Here is a 15,110-nt window from a genome sequence, read left to right on the forward strand (position 1 = left end):
CGGACCGCAAGCAACACCGAGATCCAAGATGATTGACGCTCAAAAGCTCATCTTCGGCCGCCTCAGCCTGGAGGCGTTGCCGCTGCACGAGCCGATCCTGATCGGCACCTTCGCGATGGTCGCCCTGGGCGGCCTCGCGCTGCTCGTGCTGATGACCAAGTTCAAGCTGTGGGGCCCCTTCTGGCGCGACTGGGTGACCAGCATCGACCACAAGAAGATCGGCATCATGTACATCGTGCTGGGCCTGGTCATGCTGCTGCGCGGCTTCGCCGACGCGCTCATGATGCGTGCCCAGCAGGCCCTGTCCTTCGGGGACTCGGTCGGCTTCCTGCCCCCGCACCACTACGACCAGGTCTTCACCGCCCACGGCGTGATCATGATCTTCTTCGTGGCGATGCCGCTGATCACGGGCTTCATGAACTACGTCGTGCCGCTGCAGATCGGCGCGCGTGACGTGGCCTTCCCGTTCCTGAACAACTTCAGCTTCTGGATGACCACCGGCGGCGCCGTGCTGTGCATGGCCTCGCTGTTCGTGGGCGAATTCGCGCGCACCGGCTGGCTGGCGTATCCGCCGCTGTCGGGCCTGCTCGCGAGTCCGGGGGTGGGGGTCGACTACTACATCTGGTCGCTGCAGGTGGCCGGTGTGGGGACGACGCTCTCGGGCATCAACCTGATCGCCACCATCATCAAGATGCGCGCGCCGGGCATGACCATGATGAAGATGCCGGTCTTCACCTGGACCTCGCTGTGCTCGAACATCCTGATCGTGGCCTCGTTCCCGATCCTGACCGCGGCCCTGGCGCTGCTGTCGCTGGACCGTTACGCCGGCACCAACTTCTTCACGACGGACCTCGGCGGCAACGCCATGATGTACGTCAACCTGATCTGGATCTGGGGCCACCCCGAGGTCTACATCCTGGTGCTGCCGGCCTTCGGCATCTTCTCTGAAGTGGTCTCCACCTTCAGCCAGAAGAAGCTGTTCGGTTACGCGTCGATGGTCTACGCGACCGTCGTCATCACGATCCTGTCGTATCTGGTGTGGCTGCACCACTTCTTCACGATGGGCTCGGGCGCGAGCGTCAACTCGTTCTTCGGCATCACGACGATGATCATCTCGATCCCGACGGGCGCGAAGATCTTCAACTGGCTGTTCACGATGTACCGCGGCCGCATCAAGTTTGAGGTCCCGATGTACTGGACCATCGGCTTCATGATCACCTTCGTGATCGGCGGCATGACGGGCGTGCTGCTGGCGGTGCCGCCGGCCGACTTCGTGCTGCACAACTCGCTGTTCCTGATCGCGCACTTCCACAACGTGATCATCGGCGGCGTGCTGTTCGGCCTGCTGGCGGGCATCGCCTACTGGTTCCCGAAGGCCTTCGGCTACAAGCTGGACCCGTTCTGGGGCAAGACCTCGTTCTGGTTCTGGCAGATCGGCTTCTTCGTCGCGTTCATGCCGCTGTACGTCCTGGGCCTGATGGGCGTGACGCGCCGCATGAGCCACTTCGACGACCCGTCGCTGCAGATCTGGTTCCAGATCGCCGCGTTCGGCGCGCTGCTGATCGCCGCGGGCATCGGCTCGTTCCTGATCCAGCTGGTGGTGTCGTACTTCAAGCGCGACCAGCTGCGTGACGTCGACGGCGATCCGTGGAACGGCCGCACGCTGGAGTGGTCGACCTCGTCGCCCCCGCCGCAGTACAACTTCGCGTTCACGCCGGTGGTCCACGACCACGACGCGTGGCACGACATGAAGGCCCGCGGCCATCAGCGTCCGGTGGGCGGCTTCAAGGAGATCCACATGCCGAAGAACACCGGCGCGGGCGTGATCCTGGCCGGCCTGTCGACGCTGTTCGGCTTCGCCCTGATCTGGCACATGTGGCTGGTGGCGGGTGTGGCCTTCGCCGTGACCGTGATCGCCGCGATCGTCCACACGTTCAACTACAAGCGCGACTACTACATCCCCGCGGATGAAGTGGCCCGCACGGAGGACGCCCGCACGAAGGTGCTGGCCGCCCAGGCCTGAATCCGCAGCGAGCGATATCCAACATGCAAGCAACGACCATGACGAACAACACCGGCGCGCCGGTGTTCTACGACAACGGCGATCACCATCCGCAACACGGCACGCTCCTCGGGTTCTGGATCTACCTGATGAGCGACTGCCTGATCTTCGCGGTGCTGTTCGCGACGTATGCGGTCCTGGGCCGCAGCTACGCGGCCGGCCCGTCGGGCGCCGATCTCTTCGACCTGCCGCTGGTGGCGCTGAACACCGGTTTCCTGCTGCTGTCCTCGATCACGTATGGCTTCGCCATGATCAAGATGCTGGGCAACAAGAAGACCGGCACGCTGGCCTGGCTGGCGATCACGGGCGTGCTGGGCCTGTGCTTCCTGGGCGTGGAGCTCTATGAGTTCGCGCACCTGATCCATGAAGGCGCGGGTCCGCAGCGCAGCGCGTTCCTGTCCTCGTTCTTCACGCTGGTGGGCACGCACGGCCTGCACGTCACCTTCGGCTGCATCTGGCTGGTGACGCTGATGGTCCAGGTGAGCAAGCTCGGCCTGACCAAGGAGAACAAGCGTCGCCTGATCTGCCTGTCGATGTTCTGGCACTTCCTGGACGTGATCTGGATCGGTGTCTTCACCTTCGTTTACCTGATGGGAGTGCTGCCGTGAGCGCCGACCACAACCACAAGCATGACTCGCACGGCCACGACCACGGCCACGGCGATCACGACCATGACCATGAGGACGTGGGCTACCACGCCACCGTCAAGGGCTACCTGATCGGTTTCATCCTGTCGGTGATCCTGACGGCGATCCCGTTCTTCCTGGTGATGACCAAGTCGATCGCGTCGTCGCAGGCGATGGGCATCGTGCTGCTGATCTTCGCGGCGGTGCAGATCGTCGTGCACATGATCTATTTCCTGCACATGAACTCGAAGGTCGAGGGCGGCTGGTCGATGCTGTCGCTGATCTTCACGATCGCCGTCGTGGTGATCATGCTGGCCGGCTCGATCTGGGTGATGTTCCACCTGAACAGCAACATGATGCCGGTCCACGACATGCGCAACATGCCCTGATGACCGCTGTTCATCCGGAACTGCCGCGGCCGCGCCGCAGCACCGCCTTCTGGGCGCTGCTGCTGGGCGCGGCCCTTCTGTTTGTGGCCTTCATCGCGCTGGGCGCGTGGCAGGTGCAGCGGCTGGCGTGGAAGCAGGACCTGATCGCCCGGCTGGACCAGCGGTTGGCCGCGGCGCCGGTGCGCGCGCCGGGCGCGGACCGCTGGGGTGCGATCACCCAGGCCGATGACGAGTACCGCAAGGTCGCGCTCACGGGCAGCTTCGACCATTCGCGCGAGACGCTGGTCGGCGCGAGCACCGAGCTCGGCACGGGCTACTGGGTGCTGACGCCGCTGCGCACCGAGCGCGGCGACTGGGTGCTGGTGAATCGGGGCTTCGTGCCGCCGGAATTCAAGACCCGCGCGTCGCGCACCGCGTCGGAGACGCAAGGCGAGGACCGCGTGATCGGCCTGCTGCGCCTGACCGAGCCCGGCGGCGGCCTGCTGCAGAAGAACGACGCGGCGCAGGACCGCTGGTACTCGCGCGATGTCGAGGCGATCGCGAAGGCGCGCCGCATCGTCGAGGGACCGGTGGCGCCGTACTTCGTCGATGCCGCCGCGGCCGACGACCAGACGCGCTGGCCGCGCGGCGGGCTGACGGTGGTGCGCTTCAACAACCATCACCTGCAGTACGCGCTGACCTGGTTCGCGATGGCGCTGATGACCGCCGGCATCGGCATCTGGTTGTGGCGCGTGGAGCGCCGGCGGCTGGTCGCCGACCTGGACGCCGATTCGACCGCCGACCCGGCCGAGTGAGACCGCCCCCATGCCGCTGAGCCGTCCCGATCCGGACGACGATCACCCCGACGACAGCCGCTACCTGGACGGCAGCGAGGGCGAGCTGTCGCCCGAGGACGCCTCGGGCGAGGGCGCGCTGCAGGCCGGCCGCAACAACCTGCAGCAGCTGGTGCAACTGCGCTGGCTGGCCGCGGCGGGGCAGTTCGCGACGGTGCTGTCGGTGCACTTCGCGCTGCACATCCGGCTGCCGATGCCGGAGATGCTCACGCTGCTCGCGGTGCTGGTGCTGTTCAACGTGGCCTGCTGGCTGCGCACGCGCTGGGTGCCCAGCGTGCGCAACGCCGAGCTCTTCGCCGGGCTGCTCGTGGACATCGCGGTGCTGAGCGGTCAGCTGTACTACAGCGGTGGTGTCACCAATCCCTTCATCTTCCTGTTCCTGCTGCAGATCGCGGTGGGCGCGGTGCTGCTGCCCTCGCGCTACATCTGGTTCACGGTGGCGGTGACGGGCGGCTGCTTCGTGGCGCTGACGCAGTGGCACCTGCCGCTGCTGGTGCCCGACATGGAAGGGCTGTCGCTGCCGCCGCATTACATCGGCGGGCTGCTCATCTGCTTCGCGATCAACGCGGCGCTGCTGGTGATCTTCATCCAGCGCATCGGGCGCAACCTGCGCCAGCGCGACGCCCGCCTGGCCGACCTGCGTCAGCGCGCGGCCGAGGAGGAGCACATCGTGCGCATGGGGCTGCTCGCGTCGGGCGCGGCGCATGAGTTGGGCACGCCGCTGGCGACGCTGTCGGTGATCCTGGGCGACTGGTCGCGGATGGCGCCGTTCGCTGGCGATCCCGAGTTGCGCGAGGAGATCGAGGAGATGCAGGTCCAGCTGCGCCGCTGCAAGGCGATCGTCAGCGGGATCCTGATGTCGGCGGGCGAGCTGCGCGGCGAGGCACCGGTGGTGACGACGCTGCAGGCCTTCCTGGACGAACTGGTGACGCACTGGCGGCGGACGCGGACGCAGGACGGGCTGGACTACCTGCCCGAGCCGGACCTGCCGCGGGTGCGCATCGTGTCCGACGTCGGGCTCAAGCAGATGATCGACAACGTGCTGGACAACGCGCTGGAGGCGGCGCCGGGCCGCCCGGTGACGCTGCGCGCGCTGGCCGAGGACGGGCAGCTGGTGCTGCGCGTGACGGACCGCGGTCCGGGATTCCTGCCGGAGATGCTGGAGCGCTTCGGCAAGCCCTATCAATCGAGCAAGGGCCGGGCGGGCGGCGGGCTGGGGCTGTTCCTGGCGCTGAACGTCGTGCGCTCGCTGGGGGGGCGCCTGCAGGCGCGCAACCGGCTGGCGGAGGAAGGCGGCGGTGCGGAGGTCGAGATCCGCATGCCCCTGTCGGCATTGGCGCCCCTGGGGCTGCCGGACAATGGACACCATGACGACCGATGACTTCGCCGCGGACAGCGACCGCCTGCTGCTGATCGTCGAGGACGACGATGCCTTCGCGCGCACCTTGTCGCGCTCATTCGAGCGACGCGGCTACCAGGTGCTGCGCGCTACCAGCGTGGAGCAGGTGCAGAAGCTGCTCGCGGATCGCGGGCCGGAGGAAGTGCCGGAGTACGCGGTGGTGGACCTGAAGCTCGCGGGCGGCGGGTCCGGCCTGGCCTGCGTGCAGACGCTGCATGAGCACGACGCCGAGATGGTGATCGTGGTGCTGACCGGTTACGCGAGCATCGCCACGGCGGTGGAGGCGATCAAGCTGGGCGCGCGGCACTACCTGGCCAAGCCGGCGAACACCGACGACATCGAGGCGGCGTTCTCGCGCGCGCAGGGCGATGCGGAGGTCGAGGTGACCGAGCGGGCGACGACGTCGATCAAGACGCTGGAGTGGGAGCACATCCACGAGACGCTGGCGGCTACCGACTTCAACATCTCCGAGACCGCGCGCCGCCTGGGCATGCATCGCCGCACGCTGGCGCGGAAGCTGGAGAAGCAGCGGGTGAAGTGATTTCGCAACAGGGCTCGTTTGGAGCGCTGTCCACGCGCCTTACCCTGGACGGACCGCGGTGCTGTTTCCGCGGTGAAAGGAGCGTGTATGAAACCCTCTGAAGCCCTGGCGTTGAAGCGGGATGAACTGGGTGCTGTCGTGGCCCGGTATCCGATGAAGAACCTGCGATTGTTCGGATCTGCGCTGCACGGTCAGGATCGGGAGGACAGCGATCTGGATTTGTTGGTGGACCCCTTGCCCGGCACTACGCTGATTGATCTCGGTGGGCTCCAACGAGAGCTGGAGGTTCTGCTGGGAGTTCCGGTGCACCTGCTGACGCCGGGGTTCATCTCCGAGAAGTTTCGCGCCCAGGTGCTCGCCGAAGCGCGGCCGGTATGAGCCACGTCGGTCTGGTCGACTACCTTGACCACATGCATGAGGCCGCTAAGCTCGCTGCCGATTACGTTGCTGGGCTGAGCCGGGTTCAGTTTCGGGCCGACAAGAAAACGCAGCAGGCTGTGTTCTTCAATCTCATGGTCTTGGGAAGAAGCCGCGACAAAACTGATGAAGGGGTATGGGCCCTTCATCGCATCCCACCCTGAGATTCCCTGGCAGGACATCCGGTGCATGCGCAATCACATTACGCACGTCTACTTCGGCATCGACCTGGAGATCGTGTGGGACACGGCCACGCGCTGGATTCCCGATCTGCTCGCTCGTCTGCCGGCAGTACGGGCTGCGGCGTGCGAAGAACTCCATGTTGATCGGTGAAGAACGAACGAAGGGGCCGTGAGGCCCCTTCATCATGCCGAGCGCGAAGCGCTCAGTTGGTGCGCGTCGCCGGCGGCGCGCGCATCACGCGGGACTTGCCGCCCGTCGTGACGATGATCACCGGCTCGCCGGAGGTGAAGTTCTCGTTGGCCTGCGCCTGCACGATCGCGCGTCGCTCGCCGTTGCGCAGCTGCAGCAGGATCTCGACCGCCTGCTCCTTCGTCGCGCTGCGCTCCACCGCGTTGCCCAGCGCCGCGCCGGCCACCGCGCCCAGCACGCCGACGATCACGCCCTCGCGGCTGCCGCCGACGCTGCCGCCGGCCACACCGCCCACCACCGCGCCGGTCAGCGCGCCCGCTCCGCTTTGCGAGCCGTCCACCGTCACCGGACGCACCGACAGCACCGTCGCATCCTGCACCTGCGACAGACGTTGCGCATCACCGCGCTGGATCGTGTCGGGGCTCGTCGTCGAACAGGCGGCCAGGGCAGCCACCATCGTGGCAATCAGCAGCTTTTTCATCTCGTCTCTCCAAGTCGATGCTCCGGCCAACGAACAGATGTGACCGGGCGTTGACCGCGCAACAAGTCTTTACCTCGTCGCCATCGGTCGCGTCCGCTGAAGAACGCATGAGCAGGAACTCTACAGGAGTCGTCTTTAGGCGCTCTTAAGCGCCGGTGAACGACTGTGTCGGCAGCGCGGGCAAAGCGTGATCGCGCCGTGAACCCGCTAGGACACGTACAGCCGCGACGACCTGGGCACGCTCGCCAGCAGGAACTCCATCTGGTCGGCCAGGATGCGCCGCCCGCGCAGGATCATGTCCTCGTGCAGGCTGGGCACGTAGGGCAGGTAGAGCAGCGACATGTGCGCTTCCTCCGGCGTGCGGCTGCCCTTGCGGCCGTTGCAGGCGCGGCAGGCGGTGATGCAGTTCATCCACGAGTCACGCCCGTTGCGCGACACCGGCTGGATGTGCTCCCGCGTCAGCAGGTCGGCGTGGAACAAGTGCCCGCAGTACGCGCAGACATGCCGGTCGCGTGCGAAGAGCTTGAAGTTGGACAGCGCCGGCGACTGGCGCCACGCGCGGCTGGGAATCGAGCCGCGCACCGCGACGATCGGATGGAGCTCGATGCGCGATTGCAGTCCCGTCAGCCGCTGATAGCCGCCGCGAAGCACGTGGCAAGGCTCTCCCAGCGTCCACGCGATCGCGTCGCTGGCATAGAGCACCGCTGCTTCCTTGGTCGAGATCCAGGCCTGCGGTCGGCCCGAGATGTCCAGCTGCAGAACGTCCACGGTCGATGACCTCCAGCGGCCAAGGGTAATCCAGTCGCAGGGGGCAACTCAAGTGCCGCGCGCGCACGGTGGTGCCGCCGAGACGAAATTTCAGCTGTTCGCCGAACATAGGCGCCCGCGCGCCGAGGTTCAAGGCGGTGTTCGCGATGGGATCAGGCCGGCAGCTTGCCGATCGCGCGCAGCGCCGCCACCGCCAGCAGGCCGCCGGCGGACAGCGCGTCATCGGGCAGTCGCGCCTGGCCCGAGCGCAGCGTCGGTGCGAGCGCCTCGAGCCGTTCGCCCAGCGTCGGCGCGTCGTCGCTGTCGATCTGGACCACGCAGAGCCCGCCGTCGCCCGCGCGGGTATCGCTCCAGCCCACCAGGTCCGCGCCGTCCAGCGCGACGATCAGCTGCGAGGCCAGCGGCGCGAGCGCCGCCTCGGATCCGGCGATGACGTGCACAACGACCTCCGAGCCGTCGCGCATCGCCAGCTTGACCGTCTGGTCGAGCCGCTCGCGCAGCACCCCGGCGTCGAGCGCCACCGGCGGCGGCACCTCGGCCTGGCCGGTCAACTCGCGCAGCATCAGCTCGAGTTCCTCGGCCTTGTCGAAGAAGCCGTTGGCGCCGGCCGCGACCACCGCCGCGCGATAGGCCTCGGTCTGGTGGGACAGCACATGCACCTGGCCCGCGTAGCCCTGCTTGCGCAGCGCCTTGAGCACCGCGATGCCCGAGCCGCCCTGGGCGAGCGACAGGTCCAGCAGCACCGCGTCGGGCACGAGGTGGCCGATCAGCGTCAGCGCGGTGGCCTCGTCGGCCGCCTCGCCCACGACGCGCAGGCCGGGCACGGTGTCGAGCCGCTGCAGCAGCTGGCGGCGGATGGTCAGCGAGTCCTCGACGAGGACGACGGTCAGGGGAGCGGTCGTGGCAGTGATGGGCATCGTCATTCGTCTAGCGGGTCGAGGTCGCCCCAGCTTGTGCGGCTGATCGCGCGTTTGACCTCATCCATGAAGTGTCCCTGAGGACCGGCCGGCGCGCGCGAACCCGGCGCCGGCGCGGGCGACGGGCCGGCGCCGGGTTCGCGCGACACGGTCGCGCGCTGCACATGGCGGTTGAGCAGCTCGCGGTCGCGCGTCGTCAGCTGCGACGCGGCCACGACGATCACCGGGATCGCCGCGGTGAGCGGATCGCGCTGCAGCGCCTCGACGACGCCGATCCCGTCGACCTCCGCCATCAGCAGGTCCAGCACGATCAGGTCGGGCACGTGACGCCGGGCGAGCTCGATGCCCTCCTTGCCGCCGGTGGCGCGCAGCACCGAGAAGCCGGGCTGCGACAGATGCGCGCTGAGCGACTGCAGCTCGCCGGGCGCGTCGCTGATGGCCAGCACCAGGAACTTGCGCGTCGCGGTCGGCTTGAAGCCGAGCATCTGCAGTTCCTTGGTCAGCGCCTTGCGCGACACCGGCTTGTGCAGCACGGCCGAGGCGCCCAGCGATAGCGCCACCTCCTGGCCCGCGTCCACTGACACGACCACCACGGGGATGTGCGCCCAGCCCGGCAGGTTCTTGAGCCGGGAGAGCAGCTCCCAGCCGTCCAGTCCCGGCAGGTTGACCTCCAGCGTGATGAGGTCGGGCCGCAGGCGCGGCGCCAGCGCCAGCGCGGCCTCCGCCGACGCGACATGGCGCACGCGGAACCCCGCCGCGTTGAGCTGCGTCTGCATCAACGCGGCGGCGCCTTCGTTGTGCTCGATGACCAGCGCCAGCGGGCGTTCACTGGGTTCGTCGGGCAGGATGAGATCGGGCACCACCGGCTCGCGCCAGGGCAGCCAGCAGGTGAAGCAGCTGCCCTTGTCGGGCTGGCTGCTCACCGCCACCGCGCCGCCGTGCAGCTGCACCAGCCGCGCCACGGTCGCCAGGCCCAGGCCCGTGCCCTCGACCTTGTGGGTGAGCACGTTGCGGATCTGGTTGAAGGGCTGGAAGAGCTTCTCCAGCCCGTCGGCCGGAATGCCGATGCCGCTGTCGGTGACGCTGATCTGCACGAAGTCGTCGTAGTCGCTCTCGGGCAGTTCGGAACGCCGTCCGGCCGGGAAGCCGGGCAGCGATTCGCGCGCCCGCGCCCGGGTGACCTTGCGCGCCTCGAGCCGGATGTTGCCGCCCTTGGGCGTGAACTTCGCGGCGTTGGACAGCAGGTTGTAGATGATCTGCCGCAGCCGCCGCCGGTCGACGCACAGCCGGTGCTGGCCGCCCACGCCGAAGAAGTCCATCGTCACCTGGTTCAGCCGCGCGCGCTCCTGCACGATCGCCAGCGCGTCGCGCAGCAGCTCGTCGAGGTCCACCGGCTCGATGTCCAGGTCCACGCGGCCGGCCTCGATCTTGGCCATGTCCAGCAGGTCGTTGACCAGCGACAGCAGGTGCTGGCCCGCGTTGTGGATGTGGTTGCAGAACTCGGCCTGCCGATCGCTGACCGGACCCGCGGCGCCGTCGCGCATCAGCTGGGCGAAGCCGATCACCGCGTTCAGCGGCGTGCGCAGCTCATGCGACATCGTCGACAGGAAGGCGGTCTTGGCGCTGCTGGCGCGGCTCAGCTCCGAGTTGAGCTGCTCCAGCGCGTCATTGCGCTGCTGCAGCACGGCGAGCAGTTCCGCGCGGCTGTCGGCGAGATCGCGCGCGGCGCGGGCCTCGGCGGCCTCCATCGCGCTGTTGTGCAGCTCGGCGTGCACCCGCCGGGCCTCGTCCTCGAACTGCTTGCGGCGCAACTGCGCGCGCAGCCGCGCCTTGAGCAGCTCCACCTCGCCGTTGGCCTTGACGACGTAATCGTCGGCGCCGGCCTCCAGGCCGGCGAGCATCGACGCGCGGCCCTCGAAGGCGGTGAGCAGCAGCACCGGGGTGTCGCGCAGCGCCGGCGCGGACTTGATCCGGCGGCAGGTCTCCAGGCCGCCGATGCCCGGCATCTGCACGTCCAGCAGCACCGCGTCGACGGACTGCACCGCGAGCAGCTCCAGCGCCTGCTCGCCGCTGGACGCGGCGACCACGTCGAAGCCGTCGTCGCGCAGCATCGCGCCGAGCTCGGCCAGCACGTTGGCGCTGTCGTCCACCAGCAGCAGCCGCTTGGGACCGAGCAGGCTGGCGCCCTGCTCGGGCAGGCTGGCGGTGGCGCTGCGCAGCATCGCCGCCACGCGTGCGAGGATCAGGTCGACGTCGTCCTGCTTGCGCGCGAACGCGTCCGCGCCCGCTTCCAGCGCGCGCAGTTCCGCCTCGGGACCTTCGTCCGCGGTCAGCAGCAGGCAGGGCGTGTGGCGCAGGGCCGGATCCAGCCGCAGCCGGCGGATCACCGCCGCGCCGTCGATGCCGGGCATGTGCTGGTCGACGATCACCGCGTTGGGCCGCAGCGCGGCGGCCTGGCGCAGGCCGTCCTCGCCGTGCGCGGCCATGTAGATGTCGTAGCCGTGCGGCTCCAGCGCCTCGCCCAGCGCCTCGCGGAAGGTCTCGCTGTCGTCGATCAGCAGCACGCTGGCCACATGCGGCTCGGGCGCCGCCACGCGCGCCTGGCGCTGACGCACGAGCTCGCGGGCGCGGTCGATGACGTAGACGCGGTCATAGGGCTTGCCGACGTATTCGTCCGCGCCGTGCGCGATGCCGCGCAGCCGGTCGCCGGCCTGCGACGCGTTGGACAGGATCAGCACGACGCACTCCGAGCCCTGCGGCGCGGCGCGCAGCTCGGGCAGCCAGGCGCCGCCGTCGCCGTCGGGCAGCTGGTTGTCCAGCAGCACGAGCGCCGGCACGCCTTCGGCCAGCGCGGCGCGCGCCTGGGCCAGCGACGCGCATTCGACGCAGTCGAAGCCGGCGTCCTCGAGCGCCTCGCGCAGGTCCATCCGGACGGTGATGCTGTCCTCGACGATGAAGGTTCTCTTGTTCATTTGTTGGCGCCTCCCCAGGCCATACCGCTCAAGCCCATCAGGGCGGGGCCGATCTCCGCCAGCGGCAGCACGCGGTCCGCCGCGCCCAGCTGGGCGGCCTCCCTCGGCATGCCGTAGACCATCGAACTCGCTTCGTCCTGCGCCAGCGTCGCGCCGCCGGCGCGGCGGATCGCGAGCAGGCCCTGCGCGCCGTCGCGCCCCATGCCGGTGAGCAGCGCGGCCGCGACGCCGCCGCCGTACTCCGCGGCCAGCGACTCGAACAGCACGTCCACCGACGGCCGGCAGGAATGGCGCGGCGGCGTGTGGTTGAGCTCGAGCCTGCCGGCGCGCACGACCAGGTGCGCGTCGGGCGGCGCCAGGATCACGTGACCGGCGAGGTCGCGCAGCAGCTCGCCGCCCTGGGCGTAGCGCACGCGGTGCGGCGTCTGCGCGTCCAGCCATTCGGCGAAGCCTCGGCTGAACACCGCGTTGATGTGCATGACGATCAGCACCGGCAGCGGCGCCGGCGCGGGCCAGGTCTGCAGGACCTTCATCAGCGCGCCGGGGCCGCCGGTGGACGCGCCCAGCGCGAGCATCGCGCGGCGAGGCGTCGGGGCCGGTCCGGCCGACAGCGGCCGTCCGCCGATGCGGGCGCGCACGTGGGTGATCACGCGGATGCGCGACACCAGCCGCAGCAGCATCACGTAGCGGCGTTCCCACTCGCCCTCGGACTGGTCGGGGCCGGGCTTCTCCAGCACCTCGACGGCACCGGCGGCGAGCGCCTCGTAGGTGCGCAGCATCTCGCCGCGGTTGGTCGAGGAGGACACGATCAGGATCGGCGTCGGGCAGTGGGCCATGATGGCCTCGGTGGCGGCCTGACCGTCCATGCCCGGCAGCATCATGTCCATGGACACGACGTCCGGCCGCAGCCGCTCGCACAGCGCCACCGCGGTGGCGCCGTCATGCGCCTCGCCGACGATCTCGATGTCCGCATGCGCGGACAGCACCTCGCGGATGTGCGCCAGCACGGTGATGGAGTCCTCCACGACCAGCACCCGCAGCGGCTTGGCCGCCGGCGCGGGCGAGGGCACGGGCGCGCTCGCGCCGCCCAGCCCGCCGATGCCGCTGCCGCCCATGCCGCCGCCGCTGCTCGCGCCGCTCATGCGGAGGCTCCTTCGACAGCGCCGTCGACAACGCCGTCGATCCTGGCGCCCGTGTCCGCGGCGCCCGATCCCGCCGACCGCGCCATCAGCCGCGCGACCTGCGCGAGGAATTCGTTCTGCGCGAACTCGCCCTTGACGATGTAGCCGTCGGCGCCGACGGCCTTGCCGCGCGCCAGGTCCTCGGGCGCGTTGCGCGAGGTCACCAGCACGGCGGGAATGTGGCGCAGCGCCGCGTCGCCGCGGATGCGCTCGATGAATTCGAAGCCGTTCATGCCCGGCATCTCGACGTCCACCAGGATCAGCGCGTAGCGCTCGCGCAGCGCGGCTTCCAGGCCGTCCTCGGCCGACGCGGCCATGTGCACGCGGTAGCCGGCCGCTTCCAGGATGCTCTGCTCGAGCATGCGCGTGGTGAGCGAATCGTCGATGACCAGGATGGTGCCGGTGCGCGGCGGCGGTGGCGCGGGCCGCGCGCGGGCGCGCCGCGCGGCGGCGATCAGCCCTTCGGGCGCGAGCACGGGCACCGGCTGCTGCGCGGCGTCCAGCGCCAGCCCGGCGATCAGCGCGGAGGGCGGCAGCAGCGACGGCGGCGGGCGCAGCACGACGCTGGTCACGCCCTCCAGCGTGTCCACGCCCAGCACGGCGCGCTGGCCGCCGGCCCGCAGCAGCAGCGCCGCGCGCGGCGGCGCCGAGGTGACCTCGGGTTTCAACGCGTCGGCCAGCGACAGGTGCGGCAGCAGCTCGTCCTCGATGGCCACCTGCGTGCCGTGCAGCACCGGGCGCTGCAGCACGCGCTCGATCGCTTCCAGCGGCACCCAGGCCGCCGTGCCGCCCGCGACGACGCGCAGCGCGCGCAGCGCGGCCAGCTGCAGCGGCACGCGCAGCGCGACGGTGGTGCCCTCGCCGCGACGGCTGTCCAGCATCAGCCGGCCGCCGAGCCGGTCCGCCGTGTCGCGCACCAGGTCCATGCCCACGCCGCGTCCGGCCAGGGCGTCCACGCGCCGCGCGGTGCTCAGGCCGCCGCGCAGCAGGCGCTCGATCAACGCGCTGTCGTCCAGCCGCGCCGCGCCGGGCACGCCCTTGTCGACGGCGGTGCGGCGCACCGCGTCCAGGTCGATCCCCGCGCCGTCGTCCTCGCAACTGAACAGCACCTCGCGCCCTTGGCGCTCGATGCGCAGCGTGATGCGGCCCTGCGCCGGTTTGCCCGCAGCGAGGCGCTCGGCCGGCGTCTCGATGCCGTGCGCGATGGCGTTGCGCACCATCTGCACCAGCGCGCCCGCGACCGCGTTGAGAAGCACCGCCTCCAGCTTCACATCGCCGCCCTCGCCGACGAGGCGGGCCTGCTTGTCCTGCGAGCGCGCGGCGTCGCGCGCGGTGCGCTGCAGCGGCACGAAGAGCTGCGACGCGGGCAGCAGCCGCAGCTGCTCGGCGCTGTCGCGCAGCGCGACGAGCTCGCGGGCGAGCTGGCGCGCCGCGCGTTCGATCTGGTCTTCAATGCGCGCCAGCGGTCCTGCCAGGAGCTCCTGCTGACCTTGCAGCGTGCCGCGCAGTTCACGCAGCAGCGAGGCCGCGCGCTCCACCGGCGCGAGATGCCCCTGCGTGCGGGAGATGTCCGCGAGCAGGCCGTCGAGCTCCTCGGGCATCAGCTGCGGCATGGTGAGCAGCTCGCCGATGCGGTCCTCGGCCGGGTCGTCGACGGGGGCCGGGAGGGCGGGCGCCGCGGATTCGACCGAGGGCGACATCACGGAGAGCGAGGCCGGGGAGGGCGCGCTCGAGGACGCGGGCCGCTCGGCGTCGGGTGATGCGGTCGACGGGCTCTTGGACGCCGCAAATGTCGCGGATGTCGCGGGCGCGGCGGTGCCGTCCAGCGCGGTGATCGCATCGCCTGCGGCGTCGATCAGCGTCAGCAGCGCATCGAGCGTCACCCGTTCCGGCGCGTCGCCGCTGTCGCGCAGCGGCGTGAGCAGATCCTCGATCGCATGGGCCTGCGCGGCGATCGCGGGCAGGCGCACGACGCTCGCCGCGCCCTTGAGCGTGTGGGCCAGGCGCAGCATCCGCGGCGCCAGGTCGGGCGTGCTGGCCTGCTCGGCGGCGAGCACGGCCTCGCTCATCTGCCGGAGCAGGTCGCGGGCCTCGACGCGGAAGAAGCGGTAGGGGTCCTTGGCCACGATGGATGCGGTCGGGGTGGTCGTCG

The 15,110-nt window shown here is 69.9% G+C and carries 15 protein-coding genes; 9 read left to right on the forward strand and 6 right to left on the reverse strand.

The window, feature by feature from the left end; translation table 11 throughout:
• Positions 1–28 precede the first annotated feature (28 nt).
• From cyoB to ACNI65_RS03015, 9 genes are all read left to right on the forward strand, one after another.
• A complete protein-coding gene (gene cyoB, locus ACNI65_RS02975) occupies positions 29–2,023 on the forward strand; it encodes a cytochrome o ubiquinol oxidase subunit I (protein WP_416761089.1) in 1,995 nt (664 codons plus the stop codon).
• 38 nt (positions 2,024–2,061) lie between these two features.
• Complete coding sequence (gene cyoC / locus ACNI65_RS02980) at positions 2,062–2,670, forward strand: cytochrome o ubiquinol oxidase subunit III (protein ID WP_416761090.1); 609 nt, start codon at positions 2,062–2,064, stop codon at positions 2,668–2,670.
• Positions 2,667–3,077 (forward strand): cytochrome o ubiquinol oxidase subunit IV, encoded by a 411-nt coding sequence (cyoD, locus tag ACNI65_RS02985; protein ID WP_416761091.1) that lies wholly within the window; start codon positions 2,667–2,669, stop codon positions 3,075–3,077. Before cyoC ends, cyoD begins: the two co-directional genes overlap by 4 nt.
• Positions 3,077–3,871: an SURF1 family protein gene (locus ACNI65_RS02990; protein WP_416761092.1), complete on the forward strand. Its 795-nt coding sequence runs from the start codon at positions 3,077–3,079 to the stop codon at positions 3,869–3,871. Before cyoD ends, ACNI65_RS02990 begins: the two co-directional genes overlap by 1 nt.
• A gap of 10 nt (positions 3,872–3,881) precedes the next feature.
• Positions 3,882–5,291 carry an ATP-binding protein gene (locus ACNI65_RS02995; RefSeq protein WP_416761094.1) on the forward strand — a complete coding sequence of 470 codons (1,410 nt, stop codon included), beginning with the start codon at positions 3,882–3,884 and terminating at the stop codon, positions 5,289–5,291.
• Positions 5,278–5,850 carry a response regulator transcription factor gene (locus tag ACNI65_RS03000; RefSeq protein WP_416761095.1) on the forward strand — a complete coding sequence of 191 codons (573 nt, stop codon included), beginning with the start codon at positions 5,278–5,280 and terminating at the stop codon, positions 5,848–5,850. The genes ACNI65_RS02995 and ACNI65_RS03000 overlap by 14 nt, the downstream gene beginning before the upstream one ends.
• An 87-nt stretch (positions 5,851–5,937) precedes the next feature.
• Positions 5,938–6,228, forward strand: a complete 291-nt coding sequence (locus tag ACNI65_RS03005; protein ID WP_416761096.1) for a nucleotidyltransferase family protein — start codon at positions 5,938–5,940, stop codon at positions 6,226–6,228.
• Positions 6,225–6,431: a hypothetical protein gene (locus tag ACNI65_RS03010; RefSeq protein WP_416761097.1), complete on the forward strand. Its 207-nt coding sequence runs from the start codon at positions 6,225–6,227 to the stop codon at positions 6,429–6,431. Before ACNI65_RS03005 ends, ACNI65_RS03010 begins: the two co-directional genes overlap by 4 nt.
• A 25-nt stretch (positions 6,432–6,456) precedes the next feature.
• Complete coding sequence (locus ACNI65_RS03015) at positions 6,457–6,600, forward strand: HepT-like ribonuclease domain-containing protein (protein ID WP_416761098.1); 144 nt, start codon at positions 6,457–6,459, stop codon at positions 6,598–6,600.
• 52 nt (positions 6,601–6,652) lie between these two features.
• On the opposite strand, the gene ACNI65_RS03020 is transcribed toward ACNI65_RS03015, so the two are convergent.
• The 6 genes from ACNI65_RS03020 to ACNI65_RS03045 form a co-directional block, all read right to left on the reverse strand.
• Entirely contained in the window at positions 6,653–7,120 is a 468-nt protein-coding gene (locus ACNI65_RS03020) for a glycine zipper 2TM domain-containing protein (protein ID WP_416761099.1), read from the reverse strand.
• Between the two features lie 207 nt (positions 7,121–7,327).
• Positions 7,328–7,888: an HNH endonuclease gene (locus ACNI65_RS03025; RefSeq protein WP_416761100.1), complete on the reverse strand. Its 561-nt coding sequence runs from the start codon at positions 7,886–7,888 to the stop codon at positions 7,328–7,330.
• Positions 7,889–8,040: 152 nt separating this feature from the next.
• Positions 8,041–8,805 (reverse strand): response regulator, encoded by a 765-nt coding sequence (locus tag ACNI65_RS03030; RefSeq protein ID WP_416761101.1) that lies wholly within the window; start codon positions 8,803–8,805, stop codon positions 8,041–8,043.
• A gap of 2 nt (positions 8,806–8,807) precedes the next feature.
• On the reverse strand, positions 8,808–11,777 hold the full coding sequence (locus ACNI65_RS03035; protein ID WP_416761103.1) for a response regulator: 2,970 nt from the start codon (positions 11,775–11,777) through the stop codon (positions 8,808–8,810).
• Complete coding sequence (cheB, locus tag ACNI65_RS03040; RefSeq protein ID WP_416761104.1) at positions 11,774–12,919, reverse strand: chemotaxis-specific protein-glutamate methyltransferase CheB; 1,146 nt, start codon at positions 12,917–12,919, stop codon at positions 11,774–11,776. Before cheB ends, ACNI65_RS03035 begins: the two co-directional genes overlap by 4 nt.
• Complete coding sequence (locus ACNI65_RS03045) at positions 12,916–15,084, reverse strand: hybrid sensor histidine kinase/response regulator (protein ID WP_416761105.1); 2,169 nt, start codon at positions 15,082–15,084, stop codon at positions 12,916–12,918. Before ACNI65_RS03045 ends, cheB begins: the two co-directional genes overlap by 4 nt.
• Between the last annotated feature and the right edge of the window lie 26 nt (positions 15,085–15,110).

Origin of the sequence: Roseateles sp. So40a (assembly GCF_048081605.1) — a bacterium.
Lineage (GTDB): Bacteria > Pseudomonadota > Gammaproteobacteria > Burkholderiales > Burkholderiaceae_C > Roseateles.

What these genes read in the sequence shown, in the direction of transcription:
- ACNI65_RS03010 (WP_416761097.1), top strand. Translation starts at nt 6,225, where the DNA reads ATGAGCCACGTCGGTCTGGTCGACTACCTTGACCACATGCATGAGGCC.
- cheB (WP_416761104.1), bottom strand. Translation starts at nt 12,919, where the DNA reads ATGAGCGGCGCGAGCAGCGGCGGCGGCATGGGCGGCAGCGGCATCGGC.
- cyoC (WP_416761090.1), top strand. Translation starts at nt 2,062, where the DNA reads ATGACGAACAACACCGGCGCGCCGGTGTTCTACGACAACGGCGATCAC.
- ACNI65_RS03000 (WP_416761095.1), top strand. Translation starts at nt 5,278, where the DNA reads ATGACGACCGATGACTTCGCCGCGGACAGCGACCGCCTGCTGCTGATC.
- ACNI65_RS03030 (WP_416761101.1), bottom strand. Translation starts at nt 8,805, where the DNA reads ATGCCCATCACTGCCACGACCGCTCCCCTGACCGTCGTCCTCGTCGAG.
- ACNI65_RS03015 (WP_416761098.1), top strand. Translation starts at nt 6,457, where the DNA reads ATGCGCAATCACATTACGCACGTCTACTTCGGCATCGACCTGGAGATC.
- cyoB (WP_416761089.1), top strand. Translation starts at nt 29, where the DNA reads ATGATTGACGCTCAAAAGCTCATCTTCGGCCGCCTCAGCCTGGAGGCG.
- ACNI65_RS02990 (WP_416761092.1), top strand. Translation starts at nt 3,077, where the DNA reads ATGACCGCTGTTCATCCGGAACTGCCGCGGCCGCGCCGCAGCACCGCC.
- ACNI65_RS03035 (WP_416761103.1), bottom strand. Translation starts at nt 11,777, where the DNA reads ATGAACAAGAGAACCTTCATCGTCGAGGACAGCATCACCGTCCGGATG.
- ACNI65_RS03020 (WP_416761099.1), bottom strand. Translation starts at nt 7,120, where the DNA reads ATGAAAAAGCTGCTGATTGCCACGATGGTGGCTGCCCTGGCCGCCTGT.
- ACNI65_RS02995 (WP_416761094.1), top strand. Translation starts at nt 3,882, where the DNA reads ATGCCGCTGAGCCGTCCCGATCCGGACGACGATCACCCCGACGACAGC.
- ACNI65_RS03005 (WP_416761096.1), top strand. Translation starts at nt 5,938, where the DNA reads ATGAAACCCTCTGAAGCCCTGGCGTTGAAGCGGGATGAACTGGGTGCT.